Raw genomic sequence first — 17,192 nt, forward strand, 5'->3', positions numbered from 1 at the left:
CAATTTTAAAGCTGTGCCTGCCCGCACGGCTTTTTTATTTGGGTAAAAATAGTAAAATAGACTCAAATTTTAATAAAAACTAATCCTATCAATAAAGTCGGGTTGACTTTTGTTTGAATTGTGTTAATATTTAAGACAAATTGAAACTCTTATCCAGAGAGGTGGAGGGACTGGCCCGATGAAACCCGGCAACCTGCGATTCGCAAGGTGCTACTTCCTGCAAAATGATTCTATTTTGAAAGATAAGGAAATCGTGAGCTTCCTCATCTTTCTTTCGGACTGAAAGAAAGTTTTTTTATTTTAACGGTGAGGAGGAAGAGGAGATGGAAGTGAAACAAAATCAGGATGAGGACTTAGTAAAGCATATGCAAGAACTGATTGGGGATATGAAATTCGGTTCAATTACGTTAATTGTTCAGGACGGTCAAGTGATTCAAGTGGAAAAAAACGAAAAAATTAGATTGAAGTAGTGCGGAAATTAGCAATATGAGCGGTACTCCGGAAGGGGAGAAATCATGTTAACTTATGAAAATTGGCAAGAGCCGTCCATTACATTTCAAGAGGATGATTTGTATAAAGGAGCCCTGTCTGTACTGAAATGGGCGTACGGTCATTATGGTGACCAGCTCGTGTATGCGTGCAGCTTTGGCATCGAGGGCATCGTTCTGATTGATCTGATTGCAAAAGTAAAAAAAGATGCGAGAATTGTCTTTTTAGATACAGGTCTGCATTTTAAGGAAACATACGACACAATTGATGCGGTAAAGGAAAGATACCCGGGTTTAGACATTGTATTGAAAACGCCTGAGCTGACGGTTGAACAGCAAAATGAGCAGCACGGTGATGAATTATGGAAAACAAATCCTCAAAGCTGCTGCCATATGCGTAAGGTCATTCCTTTGCAAGAAGCCCTCTCTGGTTATCCAGCATGGCTTTCCGGTTTAAGAAGAGAGCAGTCACCAAAACGAGCAGGGACGAATTTCTTAAATAAGGATGAAAAATTCAAATCAGTGAAAGTATGTCCGCTCATCCATTGGACGTGGAAGGACATATGGAGATATGCATCTAGAGAGGAACTTACTTATAATCCGCTGCATGACCAAGGATATCCAAGTATCGGCTGTGCACCGTGTACACAGCCAGCATTTACTGCAGATGATCTGCGTTCTGGCAGATGGTCAGGAACAGCAAAGACAGAGTGCGGATTACATGAGTAAGGGAGCATAACGTATGGAAATCGCCGCAATTTTATTTAGTCTATTCTTTGCTTTAAACATAGGCGCAAGCGGGGCAGCTGCTTCTATGGGCATTGCGTATGGATCAGGTGCCATTCAAAAGCCCATTTATGCACTCAGTTTTTGTGCAGTGGGGATTTTAGCAGGTTCAGTGATTGGCGGCGGCGAGGTCGTCAAAACGATCAGCTCTGGTATTATGCCAGAATCAGTCATTACACTTGAAATCGTTTGTATTATCATTGGTTCTGCTGCACTATCACTTTTCATAGCGAATCTCATGGCGATTCCTTTATCAACAAGTGAGGTCACAGTAGGGGCTGTGGTTGGTGTGGCAGTCGCGTATAAAGTATTGTTTGTGAAATCCATTTTAGTAATTGTGGCATTTTGGATCATCATCCCGCTTTTTGCCTTTCTTTTTACCTTTGCTGTCGTCAAAATCATCAGAATGTTCCCTAAACGGAAGCTGTCTAAAAAAGGCACAGCTATTTTATCTGTCGTATTAATCCTCAGCGGATTTTTAGAGGCATTTTCAGCCGGTATGAACAATGTGGCAAATGCCGTCGGCCCGCTCGTCGCTTCAGGCGTTTTGTCAGTTGGGCAGGGAACACTTTACGGCGGAATCTTCGTCGCAGCAGGGGCCCTCTTGCTAGGCAGAAGAGTGCTGGAAACAAACGGAAAGAAAATTACCCGCTATCAAACAGGCGAAGGGATTTTACTTTCGAGTACCGGTGCCGGGCTTGTCATCGTCAGCTCTATTTTTGGGCTGCCCGTTCCACTTACGCAAATCACCTCCTCGTCTATCATCGGACTTGGAATGGCAAAAGGCGGGCCTAACATTTTTCACAAACATGTTGTGAAAAAAATGCTGAAAGTATGGGTGGTCTCACCTTTTTTATCACTCAGCCTCTCGTATTTGCTTGTGAGCCTTTTCTTAAAAGGAGACTATTACTCTATCTTTATCATGATGAGTGTACTGCTTGCCTCACTTGGTGCGCTGAGTCTGATGAAGGCAGTCAAAAATGAAAGCAGCTCTATTCATGAACAGGGCGGCGGGATTTAACCATAAATCCGACTATTAACATCTAATAAATATGAACATTGAGAGGAAGATGAACAAATGAGTTTAACACCACATGGTGGCGTATTAATTAATCGAGTAAATGAAGAATATGATCTCAGCACGGCTGCGAAGGAAATTGAACTAGATGCGATTTCCTTTGCAGACCTTGAACTCATTGCAATTGGCGGATATAGTCCAATTGAAGGGTTTTTAACAAAAGCTGATTATGAAGCAGTTGTAAGCAGTATGCGGCTAGCAAGTGGTGTCGTTTGGTCTCTTCCTATTACACTGCCAGTAACAAAAGAAAAGGCGGCGGAAATCCATCAAGGCGATATCGTGCGCTTATCCTACAATGGAACTGTATATGGGGTCATTGAAGTAGAGGATCAATACACACCAGATAAAGAAAAAGAAGCGGTGAATGTCTATAAAACAGATGACCGCAATCATCCAGGCGTGAAAAAATTATTTGAACGCGGCGATACTTACATTGGCGGAAAAATTACACTGACGAAACGCAGTGAAAAACCATTCCCTCAATTTACGTATGAGCCAGAAGAAACAAGACGTCATTTTAAAGATAACGGCTGGAAAACCATTGTTGGTTTCCAAACGAGAAACCCTGTTCATCGTGCTCATGAATATATTCAAAAAACAGCACTGGAAACAGTCGATGGTTTATTTTTAAATCCGCTTGTCGGTGAAACAAAATCTGACGACATCCCGGCAGATGTAAGAATGAAAAGCTATCAAGTATTATTGGACGGTTATTATCCAAAAGACCGCGTCTTTTTAGGTGTTTTTCCTGCTGCAATGCGTTATGCTGGACCAAAGGAAGCCATTTTTCATGCGCTAGTGCGGAAAAATTATGGCTGCACCCATTTTATTGTCGGAAGAGATCATGCAGGTGTTGGTGACTATTACGGCACATACGAGGCGCAGGAACTATTTGATCAATTTACAAGCGAAGAAATCGGCATTACTCCATTAAAATTTGAACACAGTTTCTACTGTAATACATGTGAAGCGATGGCCACTCCAAAAACGTGTCCTCACGACAAAAGCGAGCATGTCATTCTTTCAGGTACAAAGGTTCGAACAATGCTGAGAAACGGTGAATTACCACCAAGCACGTTCAGCCGAAAAGAAGTCATTGAAACATTAATCGAAGGATTAAAAACGACGGTATCTTAACGGGAGGGTATGACATGAGCAACGAACATATCGTGTGGCATGATTCATCAATTACAAAAAAAGAATATCAGCAGAAAAACAATCATACGAGCGGCATTATCTGGCTTACAGGTCTAAGCGGGTCAGGTAAATCAACGATCGCGAATGCAGCTGCAAGAGAGCTGTTTGAACAAGGCTACCAAGTCACAGTTCTTGACGGCGATAACGTGCGGCACGGACTCAATAAAGATCTAGGGTTTTCAGATGATGACAGAAAAGAAAACATCCGCCGGATCGGAGAAGTAGCAAAACTATTTGTGGAGCAAGGGACGATTGTCATCACTGCTTTTATTTCTCCATTTCAAGAAGACCGCCACACTGTCAGACAGTTGGTCGAAGATGGGGAATTTCACGAAGTATTTGTCAAATGTGATCTGAACGTGTGTGAAGAGCGTGATCCAAAAGGGTTATATAAAAAGGCGAGAAACGGTGAAATTCCGTTTTTCACTGGAATCGATTCACCGTATGAAGAGCCTGCTGCGCCTGAGCTCGTATTAGATACAGGGGAATTATCCCGTGAGGAATCTAAACAGCGTCTTGTTGATTATGTAAAAGGAACAACGAAATAATCGCCTGATGGCAGGGGGAGAAAAGCAAGATGGGGAAAGTATACATTGTGGGTGCTGGACCCGGTGACCCAGATTTAATAACATTAAAGGCCCATAAGGCGATACAGCGGGCAGATGTCATCTTATATGATCGTCTTGTCAATCAAGAAATTCTCGCCCATGCCAAACCGGAGGCGGAATTGATTTATTGCGGCAAGCTGCCAAATCATCATACAATGAGACAGGAAGCCATCAATGAAGCGCTTGTGGCTCATGCAAAGGAAGGGAACGTTGTCGTACGGCTGAAAGGCGGCGACCCCTTTGTCTTTGGCCGCGGCGGTGAAGAAATCGAATGCTTAGCTGAGCACGGAATTCCGTATGAGGTCGTCCCAGGAATTACTTCTGGGATTGCAGCGGCTGCTTATGCGGGCATCCCTGTGACACATCGTGAATTCAGCTCAAATGTTGCTTTTGTCACGGGTCACTATCAAAAGGATGAACATTTTGAAGAAAAGTGGGAGGCGCTGGCTACAGGGATTGATACTCTTGTGATTTACATGGGTGTCAAAAACGTGGAAAGAGTGCAGCGCCTGCTTTTGAAAAATGGACGGGACCCTGAAACACCCGCTGCATTTATACACTGGGGAACCACAACAAGGCAAAAGACAACGTGCTGCACGGTGGCGACACTGTCTGAAACCGTTGAAAAAGAAGGGATCGAGCATCCAAGTTTAATTGTTGTTGGAGATGTCGTTCATTTTCATCAAAAGCTGAACTGGTTTGAACCTGCATTCATCGAGAAATGAGAATGATAGAGAAAAGACACGTGCATACATCGTGTCTTTTCGTCTGATGAAAACAAGTGAGAGGGAGGAGCCGCATGAAACAAGCTGTCCTTTATGTTGGGCATGGAAGCAGGGTAAAAGAAGCACAAGATAAGGCCATTTCTTTTATGAAAAGCTGTATGCCGTTAGTGAAAGCAGATATACAAGAAATTTGTTTTTTAGAGCTGACGGACCCTTCTATAGAAGAAGGATTTGAGGCCTGTGTGAAAAAAGGAGCGACACACATTGCAATCGTCCCGCTCCTCCTTTTAACTGCCATGCATGCCAAATCGGATATCCCGGTCGAAATTGAGAAAGTGCATGCGCGTTTCCCGCAAGTGAAGGTCACATATGGAAAGCCAATCGGCGTGAATCAAGAAGTAACAAAAGCGGTTGCCGCAAGAATTGAAGAAGCAGGATATCAAGGCGAGCGCGCGCGGATTCTTTTAATTGGCCGCGGGAGCTCTGATCCGGATGTGAAGCGAGATGTGTTTGGCATTGCAGACGATGTCCGAAATCTGCTTCCGCATGCAGAGGTTCTTCCGTGTTTTATTACAGCATGTGAGCCAAATTATCGAGATGTTCTCGCGCAGTTATCAGCAGATGACGATGGGCCTGTCTATCTCGTTCCTTACTTGCTGTTTACGGGGATTTTAATGAAAGAAATTGAAAGTGAAGCCGCTCAGGCGAGAAAGCGGCTGAAAGATGTCCAGGTATGCCGGTATATTGGCTTTCATCCGCATGTCAAATCGGCTTATATTGAACGCGTGCAAGAAACCATTTTAAACAAAGACGATGCGTTTCGTTTCCGAGGAGAAATCCATGCTTCCAGTCCATCTTGATTTAACCGATAAACAAGTGGTCATCGCCGGCGGCGGATCTGTCGCGTTAAGAAGAGCAAAGGCATTGTGTACGGAGTCTTGCCAGATAACAGTTGTGAGTCCTGATCTTTCTGAAGAGATGGCGTGCCTCATTGATACATACGCATTGAATTGGAAGGAAAAGAAGGTGGGCGCTGAAGATTTAAAGGATGCGTTTTTCATTGTTGCTGCTACAAACGACCCTTCGGTAAATGAATGGATTGCACAAACAGCACAGCCTCACCAGCTCGTGAATTGTGTGAGCCAATCTGAGCTCGGCAATGTGATGGTGCCGAAGGTTGTCAAAGCAGGAAAAGTGACGATTTCAGTTTCTACAAGCGGTGCAAGCCCCGCCCGGACAAAACAATTGGCTGCGGCAATTGAATCCTTGCTTGAAGAAGAGGATATTGACGCACTTGATGCCCTTTACATCGAAAGAAAAAAACGAAAAAGAAAAAGCCGATAAAATCGGGGACTGACCCTCGATTTTATCGGCTTTTTATTTATTTTCTCAGCTTGAGCACAAGATCTTCGTCAGGCGTGACAAATAATGTTTGCTGCTGATCATACGTAACAAAGCCAGGCTTTGCTCCGTTTGGTTTTTTCACATGCCGGATTTTTGTATAGTCGACAGGTACGGAGCTGGACTCTTTTGCCTTTGAAAAATAGGCGGCAATTTGAGCCGCTTCAAGCAGCGTTTGTTCATCAGGTGCTTGGTGACGGATGACGACATGTGATCCAGGAATATCCTTTGTATGCAGCCAAATATCATCACGAGCAGCTGCCTTTGTAGTCAAATACTCGTTTTGTTTGTTGTTTTTTCCGACTAAAATTGATATGCCTTGGGACGATTCATACGTTTCGAGCTGAATGGCCGCCGGTTTTTTCTTTTTGGCGAGACGCTTTTGTTTGGCGCGCAAATATTTTCCTTCCACAAGCTCTTCTCTCATTTCCTCTAAATCCTTCGGTGAAGCAGAGGACAGCTGCTGAATCAGCTCTTCAAAATAAGCAATTTCTTCATGTGTCCGCTTAATTTGTTCATTTACAGCTTCTACAGCATTTTTTGCCTTTTGATATTTTGTAAAATATGCCTGGGCATTTTCAGAAGGGGTTTTGTTTGTTTTGAGCGGAATCGTGATTTCTCCGCCGTCTTCATCGTAATAATTGATAACAGTCGCTTCTTTATCCCCTTTTTTAATTGCATATAAATTGGCTGTTAACAATTCGCCATAGAGCTGATATTTGTGTGCATCTTGAGATTCTTCAAGGGTTCTTTTTAGCTTTTTCAGCTTGTTTTCATTTTTCTTTTTTTCATTGACGACAAACCGTTCAAGGTCCGCTGCCTGCTGTTTGACTCTATCTCTCTCAGCTTTTCCAAAATAAAAGCGGTCAAGCAGCTGGCTGAGTGAGTCGAATGTCTTCATCTCGCCATGGACATGCTGAAGCTCTAATAAATAGAAATACTCTTTTCCGTCTTTTCTTGTGAGCTGCGGTGTAAAAGAATGCATGCGAATGAGCTGAAACATGTCGAGCAGTGTATTTGGAATCGTTTCTTGATTGGCAAGACCGGCCCGGTGTACAACTTCCTTTGCAAACAGCGGGGAAACCCCAGAGAAGGTATCGACAATTTGATTTGCGATCTTTCCTTCTTGAAAGCGTAAATGCTTCAAAATATCATCCTTTGTCACGTCAAAAGGATTCAATTTTTGCTGCGCAGGCGGCAGAAGGTATTCGTGACCAGGAAGCACCGTTCGATAGCTGTTCACAGATGGAGAAAGGTGTTTCAAACCATCAATGATCTGCTGCGTTCCATCCTCTACCAGAATGAAATTACTATGACGTCCCATGATTTCAATGTAAAGCTTACGCGTCTGCTCATCGCCAATTTCATTTCTGCTTCTTACATGAAGCACGATCACCCGGTCAAATCCAATCTGTTCAAAACGTTCAATGAAGCCGCCCTCAAGATGCTTTCTGAGGAGCATACAAAACATTGGCGGCTCGCTTGGATTGTCGTATTGATGCTCAGTGAGCTGCACTCTCGCATAGCTCGGATGAGCCGATAAAAGGAGCTTATGATTTTTCCCGTTTGCCCGAATATGAAATATCAGCTCGTGCTTATATGGCTGATGGATTTTAGAAATCCTCCCGCCAGTTAATGTCTCTTGCAATTCATTTGTCATACCATATGTAAAAATGCCGTCAAATGACATGTTGGATACACCCTCTTCTTTCACACAAATCTACTGAAAGAACTTCCGTTTTCTCGTTCTTTAGGCAGTCTTATTATTATAGCATGATTTAGGACGAGTCTGAATAAACTGGCTTATAGAACACTGCATATGAGAGAGAACAAAAGAGGAGTGGACGAGGTCAAATGAATTGGCATGAACTGAACCAAACCGATTTATTAAAAACAATGAATACATCGATAGGTGACGGACTGTCAGAAAAAGATGTACAAAAGCGGCTTGAAAAACACGGGCCAAATGAATTGCAGGAAGGAAAAAAGGCGTCGGCTCTGATCATTTTTTTAGCACAGTTTAAAGATTTCATGGTGTTAATCTTGCTTGCAGCAACAATCATTTCTGCCTTTTTAGGAGAATACATTGATGCTGTTGCGATTGTAGCCATTGTTTTGATTAATGGTGTACTCGGCTTTTATCAAGAGCGCCGGGCGGAAAAATCCCTTCAAGCGTTAAAAGAATTATCAACTCCGCATGTATATGCAAGGAGAAATAATGAATGGGTCAAGATCCCGTCTAAACATCTCGTGCCAGGGGATATTGTGAAATTTTCAAGCGGAGACCGGATTGGGGCAGATATTAGATTACTAGAAACAAAGAGCTTAGAAATTGAGGAGTCCGCTCTCACTGGCGAGTCTATCCCAGCGGTCAAACACGCAAGTCCTCTTTCAAGCAGCCATGTCTCACTTGGAGATTTGACGAACATGGCCTTTATGGGGACGCTTGTTACTAGAGGAAGCGGCGTAGGGGTTGTCATTGGTACAGGAATGAATACGGCAATGGGACAAATTGCCGGTATGCTGGATGCAGCAGGTAATATGGAAACGCCGCTGCAAAGGCGTCTCGAGCAGCTCGGGAAAATTCTGATTGTGGCTGCTTTATTTTTAACGGTGCTCGTAGTGGTTCTCGGTGTTGTGCAAGGACATGAATTGTATCATATGTTCCTAGCGGGAGTATCTCTTGCTGTTGCGGCAATTCCAGAAGGACTGCCGGCGATTGTCACTGTCGCACTTTCCCTAGGGGTGCAGCGGATGATCAAACAGAAATCGATCGTCAGAAAGCTCCCGGCTGTGGAAACACTCGGCTGCGCGTCAATCATTTGCTCAGATAAAACAGGAACGATGACGCAAAATAAAATGACCGTGACCCATGTATGGGCAGAGGGGAAAACGTGGAATATTTCTGGCACAGGCTACGAGCCATCCGGTGACTTTACCTTAAACGGAGAAATCGTCCATGCCGACAAGCACCCAAGCCTGCAAAAGGTGTTATTATACGGGGCGCTTTGTAATACATCGACCATCGTTGAAAAAGACGGGGAGATGAGGCTTGATGGCGATCCGACAGAGGGGGCGCTTCTTACCGCAGCACGTAAAGCGGGTTTTACAGAGCAATTCATTGAAGCTGGATTTCATGTCATTGAGGAGTTTCCTTTTGACTCAGAAAGAAAGATGATGTCAGTCGTCGTTGAAACGAATCAAAAAGAGCGGTATGTCATTGCAAAAGGTGCGCCGGATGTACTAATGAACCGTTCAAGTCATATCATGCACGGCGGACGCACAGCTTCTTTTTCAGCAACTCATAGGCAAGAAGCAGAAGCTGCGATTCAAGGGTTAGCAAGACAGGCGCTTAGAACCATTGCCATTGCGTATAAAAAAGTCGGTCTGACAGAAAAAATCACCTCTGTAAAGCAGGCTGAAACCGATTTAACATTTATCGGGTTAGAGGGCATGATCGATCCACCGCGTCCTGAAGTCAGACGAGCGATTAAAGAGTGCCGGGATGCCGGGATTAAAACGGTCATGATTACAGGCGACCACGTAGAAACGGCCAAAGCGATCGCCAAAGACTTGAGCCTTTTACCGAAACAAGGACAGGTGCTCGACGGGAAAGCGCTTGATCAGATGAACGACAAAGAGCTTGAGCAAACAGCTGAAAATGTATACGTCTTTGCCCGGGTTTCCCCTGAGCATAAACTGAGAATTGTCAAAGCCTATCAAAAAAATGGGCATGTTGTGGCGATGACAGGTGATGGGGTCAATGATGCGCCTGCCATTAAACAAGCAGATATCGGTATCTCCATGGGCATCACTGGAACAGACGTAGCCAAAGAAGCGTCTTCTCTTATTTTACTTGACGACAACTTTGCGACCATAAAATCCGCCATTAAAGAGGGCCGGAATATTTATGAAAACATTCGTAAGTTTGTCCGTTATTTGCTGGCATCAAATGTCGGAGAAATTTTGGTCATGCTGTTTGCGATGCTGCTCGCGCTGCCGCTGCCGCTCGTTCCTATACAAATCTTATGGGTAAACCTTGTCACAGATGGTCTGCCGGCTATGGCACTTGGCATGGATAAGCCAGAAGGCGATGTCATGAAGAGAGAGCCGCGGAATGTGAAAGAGGGCATTTTTGCTAGAGGGCTTGGCTGGAAGGTCATTTCAAGAGGCTTCCTCATCGGACTTGCGACCCTTTTGGCATTTATATTTGTGTATCACCGCGATCCAAACAACCTGCAATATGCACAGACTGTCGCATTTAGTACGCTTGTTTTGGCGCAGCTCATTCATGTATTTGACTGCCGCAGTGAACGGTCCATTTTTGAACGTAACCCATTTGGGAACCTTTATTTGATCGGTGCGGTTTTGTCATCACTTTTGCTCATGCTTGTGGTCATTTATTACCCGCCGCTTCAGCCGATTTTCAAAACGGTCGCGGTTGCACCAATTGATTGGCTGCTGATCATCGGGATGTCTGCACTGCCAACTTTTTTACTGGCAGGATCACTTTTGACAAGAAAAAAATAATTGATTATGGTATAATTTTGAGGTAATAGTGTCTGCTATTACCTTTTTCATTTTATTAATATGAAAGAATTGGGTGTTTTAACATGATACGCAGTATGACGGGATTCGGCCAAGCGAGTAAAACGGATGGAGAACTGACAGTGTCAGTTGAGCTAAAATCGGTCAATCACCGTTTTAAAGAGGTTCATGCCCGTTTGCCGAGGCCGCTTTTATATTTCGAAGATACATTAAAAAAGATCATTCTTCGTCACGTGCAGCGCGGTAGAATTGAGCTGTTTGTCACGATTGAAGGCGGTAAACTAGCAAGCCGGTCCTTACAGATCGACTGGCCGCTGCTTGATGAATACATGAAAGCCGCAAAAGACCTCGAGAAACGCTATCACATTTCAGGCATTCAGCATGCACATGACTTACTGGGGCTGGAGCTTGCCGTTCAGGTGGAAGAGTCAGCCAGCCGAAATGAACAGTTAGAGCAGCTGCTGATGGAAGCTTGCGAGGCTGCTGTCAAGGAGCTTTGCTTCATGAGAGAGCAAGAGGGAGCATCCCTTCAAAAAGACTGTGAACTGAGGCTTTCTGAACTAGAGGCCTATACAGAAGAAATCAAAGTCTTTGCACCAGAGGTTGTGAGTCAGTACAAAGAACGATTGAATCAGCGATTGCAAGAATGGATCGGAGAGGCGCTTGACGAGAGCAGACTGACTACAGAGGCAGCCATCTTTGCTGACCGGTGTGACATTACAGAAGAGATCACGAGATTAAAAAGTCATTTTCAGCAGTTTCAGCAAATCTTGCTGCAAGGCGGTGCTGCCGGCCGGAAACTTGACTTCCTTGTACAGGAGCTCAACCGTGAAGTGAACACCATTGGATCAAAAGCGAACCATCACCATTTAACAAAGCTGGTGGTTGAAATGAAAAGTGCTATTGAAAAAATAAAAGAACAAGTGCAAAATATAGAATAGTCATTGTGTATGCTGTTTACAGTGCGTCTCTTTCGGCGAGACTAGAGACGTTTATATTACAGGGGGACGAAAGAAGATGACCATAAAGTTGATCAATATCGGATTTGGAAACATCATTTCAGCGAATCGGATGATTTCGATCGTCAGTCCGGAATCAGCACCGATTAAACGAATGATACAAGACGCAAGAGATCGAGGCATGCTCATAGATGCTACATACGGAAGAAGAACCCGTGCTGTTGTCATTATGGACAGTGACCATGTCATCTTATCTGCCGTTCAGCCTGAGACTGTCGCGCAAAGACTTTCTGTAAAAGAAGAAATCATAGATGAAGGGCAGGGGTAATACGCCATTATGAAAGAAAGAGGACTTTTAATCGTTCTCTCTGGACCTTCGGGAGTTGGAAAAGGAACGGTCAGACAAGCCATTTTCTCCCAGGAAGATACGAAATTTGAATACTCTATTTCTGTGACGACACGCAAACCGCGTGAAGGTGAAAGAAATGGTGTCGATTATTTCTTTAAAACCAGGGAAGAATTTGAACATATGATTGAAAACAAAAAGCTGTTAGAATGGGCAGAGTACGTCGGGAATTACTACGGCACGCCTGTTGACTATGTAGAACAGACATTAAGCGAAGGAAAAGATGTTTTCCTTGAAATTGAAGTGCAAGGTGCACTTCAAGTAAGAGAAGCATTCCCGGAAGGTCTTTTTATTTTCCTTGCACCGCCTAGTCTTTCAGAACTTCAAAACCGTATCATTACTCGCGGTACAGAATCTGAGGAGCTCATTCGAAACCGAATGGCTGCTGCGAAAGAAGAAATTGAAATGATGGATGCTTACGACTATGTCGTTGAAAACGATGATGTCGAGCTTGCTTGTGAAAGAATCAAAGCGATCGTCCTTGCAGAACACCTGCGCAGAGACAGAGTCGCACCAAGATATAAAAAAATGCTGGGGGTAGAATAAACCATGTTAGATCCTTCAATTGACTCATTGATGAACAAACTTGATTCAAAATATACACTTGTAACAGTGTCGGCACGTCGTGCACGTGAAATGCAGATCCATCAAGATCAGCAGATTGAAAACACAAAGTCTTACAAATTCGTAGGCAAAGCACTAGAAGAAATTGACGCTGGTCTTTTGACATTTGAAAAAGAGGATCAAGAATAACACATCGCTTCTGCAATGCAGATACGATACGTTCAAAAAAGTCAAAACTATGATTGGTTTTGACTTTTTTGAATTGTAGACGAATTTGTGAAAAAGGCCGTTAAGGGGGACAAACAAATGTTACAGTCAAAAAATATATTGCTCGGTGTCAGCGGAGGAATCGCCGTATATAAAGCAGCAGCACTTACTAGTAAACTCGTACAAGCAGGCGCAAATGTAAGAGTGATTATGACGGAATCTGCTCGTGAGTTTGTGTCTCCGCTTACCTTCCAAGCACTGTCTCGGCATGAGGTATATGTAGATACATTCAAAGAAAACAATCCAAGAGTCATTGCGCATATTGACGTAGCTGACTGGGCCGATCTCATTCTTGTTGCCCCTGCAACAGCACATACGATTGGTAAAATGGCCGCTGGACTTGCAGATGATATGCTGACGACGACTTTGCTTGCTTCAACAGCGCCTGTATGGATCGCACCAGCGATGAATGTGCATATGTACGATCACCCCGCTGTGAAACGGAACATTCGCACATTATATGAAGACGGCTACCGGTTTATTGAGCCAAGTGAAGGTTATTTAGCCTGCGGATACATTGGAAAAGGGCGATTAGAAGAGCCTGAAAAAATTGTTGAACACATCCGTGCTTTTTTTGATGAGCCAAAAAGCTTACCGCTCTCAGGAAAAAAAGTCGTGGTGACAGCAGGTCCTACACGTGAAGTCATCGATCCTGTCCGATTCTTTACAAATCGTTCTAGTGGAAAAATGGGCTATGCGATCGCAGAGGCTGCTCAGCAAATGGGGGCAGATGTTACGCTGATTTCTGGACCTGTTTCTTTAACTGAACCTGACCATGTACATGTAGTGCACGTTGAATCAGCTGAGGAGATGTATCAAGCTGCGCTAGATGTATACGGAGAAGCAGATCTTGTCATTAAATCAGCAGCTGTTGCCGATTACACCCCTGTCACGACATATGCTCATAAAATGAAAAAACAGGACGGCACACTGGACATTGAATTCACCCGGACAAAAGATATTTTAAAAGAGCTAGGGAAAAGAAAAGAGCATCAAGTGCTGATCGGATTTGCAGCTGAAACGCAGGATGTAGAATATTATGCGAAAAAGAAAATTGAATCCAAGCACCTAGATATGATTGTGGCCAATAACGTCACTAAAGAAGGTGCAGGATTTGGCACAGATACAAATGTGGCAGCGATCATCAAAGCAGATGGAACGAAAAAAGAGCTGCCGATGATGAGCAAAAAAGACCTCGCTTTTGAAATTTTAAAGGAGGCAATACAGCTGCTTCCAGAAGAGCGTGATCGCGCATGATTGCTGAAGTCATCGTAGATGTCACAACGAAAGCCATTGACCGGCCATTTGATTACCGTGTACCAGATCGATTCAAAGATCTCGTCAAAGCGGGAATGAGGGTGGTCGTTCCCTTTGGCCCGCGGAAGATTCAAGGGTTTGTGACAAAAGTCAAAGAGGAAACAGACATCAAGACAGGAAGCATCAAAGAGATAGTCGATTTATTTGATTTATCACCTGTTCTGACAGATGAGCTGCTGGAGCTTTCCCACTGGCTGACGGAAAAAACATTGTCCTATCATATTACGGCACTTCAATCGATGCTGCCCGCAGCCATGAAGGCAAAGTATGAAAAAGAAATACAGGTGCTATCAGAGGAAGAACTTCCGCAGTCATTGAAAGAGCTTTTCGGTCAGCGTGAGAGCATTCTTTATGCTGACATCCCGGCTGAACAATTAAAACAGATTCAAAAGCATGTCCAAAAAGGTCATCTAGAGGTGAGATACCATGTCTCGCAAAAATCTGGAAAGAAAAAGGTCCGCATGCTCCAGTTGGCTGTATCGAAAGAAAAACTTGAAGAAAAGCAGCAGCAGCTAAAGAAAAATGCGGTGAAACAAAAGGCACTGATCTCCTATTTGCTTCAAGCGGGAGAGACCACCTTTTTAGCGAAAGACTTGCAGCAGCAAACAGGCGCGAGTTCTCAAACGCTTAAAACCTTTATTCAAGAAGGGCTGTTAACAGAAAGCTATGAAGAGGTCTACCGGGATCCTTACCGTGACCGGGAGTTTACACCATCTGCATCACTTGATCTCACGCCTGAGCAAAGAGAGGCGGCAAAACATATTCATCAAGCGGTCAGGGAGGATCAGCACGAAACCTTTTTGCTGCACGGAGTGACAGGAAGCGGCAAAACGGAGATTTACTTGCAGACAATTGATCATGTTCTTCAAAAAGGAAAAGAAGCGATCGTTTTAGTTCCTGAAATTTCATTAACCCCTCAAATGGTGCAGCGATTTAAAGAACGATTTGGCTCAAATGTGGCTGTTCTTCACAGCGGCTTATCGACAGGAGAAAAATATGATGAATGGCGGAAGATTCATCGCAAGGAAGTCAAGCTTGTCGTTGGCGCAAGATCTGCTGTTTTCGCTCCATTTGAAAATTTAGGCATGATTATTATAGATGAAGAGCACGAATCCTCTTATAAACAAGAAGAAATGCCTCGTTACCATGCCAAGGATGTCGCCATTGAACGAGCAGTGCGGCATCAATGTCCAGTCGTATTAGGCAGTGCAACACCTTCACTTGAAACCTATGCACGTGCGAAAAAAGGCGTTTATACATTGCTGCCGCTCAAGCACCGCGTCAACCAGCAGCAGCTGCCGCACGTTTCGTTAATTGATATGAGAGAAGAACTAAGAAATGGCAACCGCTCCATGTTCTCAGAAGAATTAATGATCAGGTTAAAGGAAGTGCTTGAAAGAAAAGAACAAGCCGTTTTATTTCTGAACAAAAGAGGCTATTCATCCTTTGTGATGTGCCGTGATTGCGGATATGTGGAGCAATGTCCTCATTGTGAAATTTCTCTCACCTATCACCGCTATCAAAAACGGCTAAAGTGCCATTATTGTGGTCACGAAGCTCCAGTACCTTCTGAATGTCCAGAATGTCACAGTGAGCATATTCGCTACTTTGGGACTGGCACGCAGCGAGTAGAAGAAGAACTGACAAAGGTGTTGCCTGAGGCGCGTGTGATCCGAATGGATGTGGATACAACGTCTCGTAAAGGTGCTCACGAAAAGCTCCTTACGTCTTTTGGCAATAAAGAAGCGGACATTTTGCTCGGGACGCAGATGATTGCAAAGGGGCTGGATTTCCCAGATGTCACACTTGTTGGTGTTCTCAGTGCGGATACATCCCTTCACATCCCTGATTTTCGTTCAAGTGAAAAAACATTTCAGCTTCTCACACAGGTCAGCGGCAGGGCAGGGCGCCATGAAAAAGCGGGCTCGGTTATTATTCAATCGTATACACCTTCTCACTATAGTATTGAATTAACGAAGCAGCATGACTACGAAGCCTTTTATGAACAGGAGATGCTGCATCGCCGCCACCAGTCCTATCCGCCTTATTACTTTTTGGCGATGGTGACAGTGTCACACGAAGAAGTGACGAAGGCAGCGCATGTTACTGACCAAATTGTCCAGTTCCTAAAAATGAACTGTGCACCGAATACTCGAATCCTTGGTCCGGCCGCATCGCCAATCGCTAAGATCAAAGATAGATATCGGTATCAATGCGTGATAAAATACAAAAGGGAAAATGAACTGGCAAGTTTACTACGGAAAATACAAGACCATTATCAAAAGGAAATGGAACAAAAACAATTGATGATTTCAATAGATATGAATCCATATATGATGATGTAAAACGGAGGGCTGTAAGTGGCAGTAAAACCAATAGTCATACATCCGGCAGAAGTGCTTGAACAAAAGACAGAGCGCGTCGAGACGTTCGATAAAAAGCTTAAAAAACTGCTGGATGATATGTATGATACAATGCTTGAGCTGGATGGAGTTGGACTAGCAGCACCACAAATCGGTATTTCAAAAAGAATCGCTGTTGTAGATATCGGAGAAGAATCTGGCAGAATTGACTTAGTGAACCCCGAGGTGCTTGAAGTAGAAGGAAGCCAGACAGATATTGAAGGCTGCCTGAGCTTTCCATCTTTATACGGCACTGTAGAGAGACCGAACTATGTGAAGGTAAAAGCCTTTGATAAGAAAGGTAAACCATTTACAATAGAAGCAGACGGATTTTTAGCAAGAGCTTTATTGCACGAAATTGATCATTTAGACGGCATTTTATTTACGTCAAAAATCATTGAAACCTATACAGAAAAAGAACTTGCGGAAATGGAAGGGTGAAGAAA

General features: G+C 43.9%; 17 protein-coding genes and 1 riboswitch. Of the genes, 16 read left to right on the top strand and 1 reads right to left on the bottom strand.

The window, feature by feature from the left end:
• Nucleotides 1-146: 146 nt before the first annotated feature.
• Nucleotides 147-249: riboswitch (SAM riboswitch) on the top strand.
• Nucleotides 250-323: 74 nt separating this feature from the next.
• From NSQ34_RS07435 to NSQ34_RS07470, 8 genes are all read left to right on the top strand, one after another.
• On the top strand, nucleotides 324-470 hold the full coding sequence (locus tag NSQ34_RS07435; protein ID WP_073205135.1) for a YezD family protein: 147 nt from the start codon (nucleotides 324-326) through the stop codon (nucleotides 468-470).
• Nucleotides 471-515: 45 nt separating this feature from the next.
• Nucleotides 516-1,217, top strand: coding sequence for a phosphoadenylyl-sulfate reductase (locus tag NSQ34_RS07440; RefSeq protein WP_024426945.1), 702 nt, complete (start codon nucleotides 516-518; stop codon nucleotides 1,215-1,217).
• A gap of 13 nt (nucleotides 1,218-1,230) precedes the next feature.
• A complete protein-coding gene (locus NSQ34_RS07445) occupies nucleotides 1,231-2,295 on the top strand; it encodes an inorganic phosphate transporter (RefSeq protein WP_024426946.1) in 1,065 nt (354 codons plus the stop codon).
• 57 nt (nucleotides 2,296-2,352) lie between these two features.
• Nucleotides 2,353-3,489 carry a sulfate adenylyltransferase gene (gene sat / locus NSQ34_RS07450; RefSeq protein ID WP_024426947.1) on the top strand — a complete coding sequence of 379 codons (1,137 nt, stop codon included), beginning with the start codon at nucleotides 2,353-2,355 and terminating at the stop codon, nucleotides 3,487-3,489.
• Between the two features lie 14 nt (nucleotides 3,490-3,503).
• On the top strand, nucleotides 3,504-4,097 hold the full coding sequence (cysC, locus tag NSQ34_RS07455; protein ID WP_034281722.1) for an adenylyl-sulfate kinase: 594 nt from the start codon (nucleotides 3,504-3,506) through the stop codon (nucleotides 4,095-4,097).
• A gap of 29 nt (nucleotides 4,098-4,126) precedes the next feature.
• Entirely contained in the window at nucleotides 4,127-4,882 is a 756-nt protein-coding gene (gene cobA, locus NSQ34_RS07460; protein ID WP_024426949.1) for a uroporphyrinogen-III C-methyltransferase, read from the top strand.
• Nucleotides 4,883-4,956: 74 nt separating this feature from the next.
• Nucleotides 4,957-5,742 (top strand): sirohydrochlorin chelatase, encoded by a 786-nt coding sequence (locus NSQ34_RS07465; RefSeq protein WP_024426950.1) that lies wholly within the window; start codon nucleotides 4,957-4,959, stop codon nucleotides 5,740-5,742.
• Nucleotides 5,723-6,226 (top strand): bifunctional precorrin-2 dehydrogenase/sirohydrochlorin ferrochelatase, encoded by a 504-nt coding sequence (locus tag NSQ34_RS07470; protein ID WP_268456178.1) that lies wholly within the window; start codon nucleotides 5,723-5,725, stop codon nucleotides 6,224-6,226. Before NSQ34_RS07465 ends, NSQ34_RS07470 begins: the two co-directional genes overlap by 20 nt.
• Nucleotides 6,227-6,263: 37 nt before the next feature.
• On the opposite strand, the gene NSQ34_RS07475 is transcribed toward NSQ34_RS07470, so the two are convergent.
• Nucleotides 6,264-7,973 (bottom strand): NFACT RNA binding domain-containing protein, encoded by a 1,710-nt coding sequence (locus NSQ34_RS07475; RefSeq protein ID WP_326349656.1) that lies wholly within the window; start codon nucleotides 7,971-7,973, stop codon nucleotides 6,264-6,266.
• Between the two features lie 164 nt (nucleotides 7,974-8,137).
• Between NSQ34_RS07475 and NSQ34_RS07480 the strand changes: the two genes are divergently transcribed.
• The 8 genes from NSQ34_RS07480 (at nucleotide 8,138) to def (ending at nucleotide 17,187) form a co-directional block, all read left to right on the top strand.
• Nucleotides 8,138-10,813, top strand: a complete 2,676-nt coding sequence (locus NSQ34_RS07480; protein ID WP_024426953.1) for a calcium-translocating P-type ATPase, SERCA-type — start codon at nucleotides 8,138-8,140, stop codon at nucleotides 10,811-10,813.
• 83 nt (nucleotides 10,814-10,896) lie between these two features.
• A complete protein-coding gene (locus NSQ34_RS07485) occupies nucleotides 10,897-11,772 on the top strand; it encodes a YicC/YloC family endoribonuclease (protein WP_024424215.1) in 876 nt (291 codons plus the stop codon).
• A 76-nt stretch (nucleotides 11,773-11,848) separates the two neighbouring features.
• The gene (gene remA / locus NSQ34_RS07490) at nucleotides 11,849-12,118 is read left to right on the top strand and encodes an extracellular matrix/biofilm regulator RemA (protein ID WP_008344898.1); all 270 of its coding nucleotides are present in this window, start codon (nucleotides 11,849-11,851) and stop codon (nucleotides 12,116-12,118) included.
• 9 nt (nucleotides 12,119-12,127) lie between these two features.
• A complete protein-coding gene (gene gmk, locus NSQ34_RS07495; protein WP_024424214.1) occupies nucleotides 12,128-12,742 on the top strand; it encodes a guanylate kinase in 615 nt (204 codons plus the stop codon).
• Between the two features lie 3 nt (nucleotides 12,743-12,745).
• Nucleotides 12,746-12,949, top strand: coding sequence for a DNA-directed RNA polymerase subunit omega (gene rpoZ, locus NSQ34_RS07500; RefSeq protein ID WP_003211647.1), 204 nt, complete (start codon nucleotides 12,746-12,748; stop codon nucleotides 12,947-12,949).
• 117 nt (nucleotides 12,950-13,066) lie between these two features.
• Nucleotides 13,067-14,284, top strand: a complete 1,218-nt coding sequence (gene coaBC / locus NSQ34_RS07505; RefSeq protein WP_342501062.1) for a bifunctional phosphopantothenoylcysteine decarboxylase/phosphopantothenate--cysteine ligase CoaBC — start codon at nucleotides 13,067-13,069, stop codon at nucleotides 14,282-14,284.
• Nucleotides 14,281-16,689 carry a primosomal protein N' gene (priA, locus tag NSQ34_RS07510; RefSeq protein WP_342501063.1) on the top strand — a complete coding sequence of 803 codons (2,409 nt, stop codon included), beginning with the start codon at nucleotides 14,281-14,283 and terminating at the stop codon, nucleotides 16,687-16,689. Before coaBC ends, priA begins: the two co-directional genes overlap by 4 nt.
• Nucleotides 16,690-16,704: 15 nt before the next feature.
• Nucleotides 16,705-17,187 (top strand): peptide deformylase, encoded by a 483-nt coding sequence (def, locus tag NSQ34_RS07515; protein WP_025092560.1) that lies wholly within the window; start codon nucleotides 16,705-16,707, stop codon nucleotides 17,185-17,187.
• The last annotated feature ends 5 nt before the right edge of the window (nucleotides 17,188-17,192 follow it).

The organism is Bacillus sp. FSL P2-0069, assembly GCF_038593315.1.
GTDB classification, from domain to species: Bacteria; Bacillota; Bacilli; order Bacillales; family Bacillaceae; genus Bacillus; species Bacillus safensis.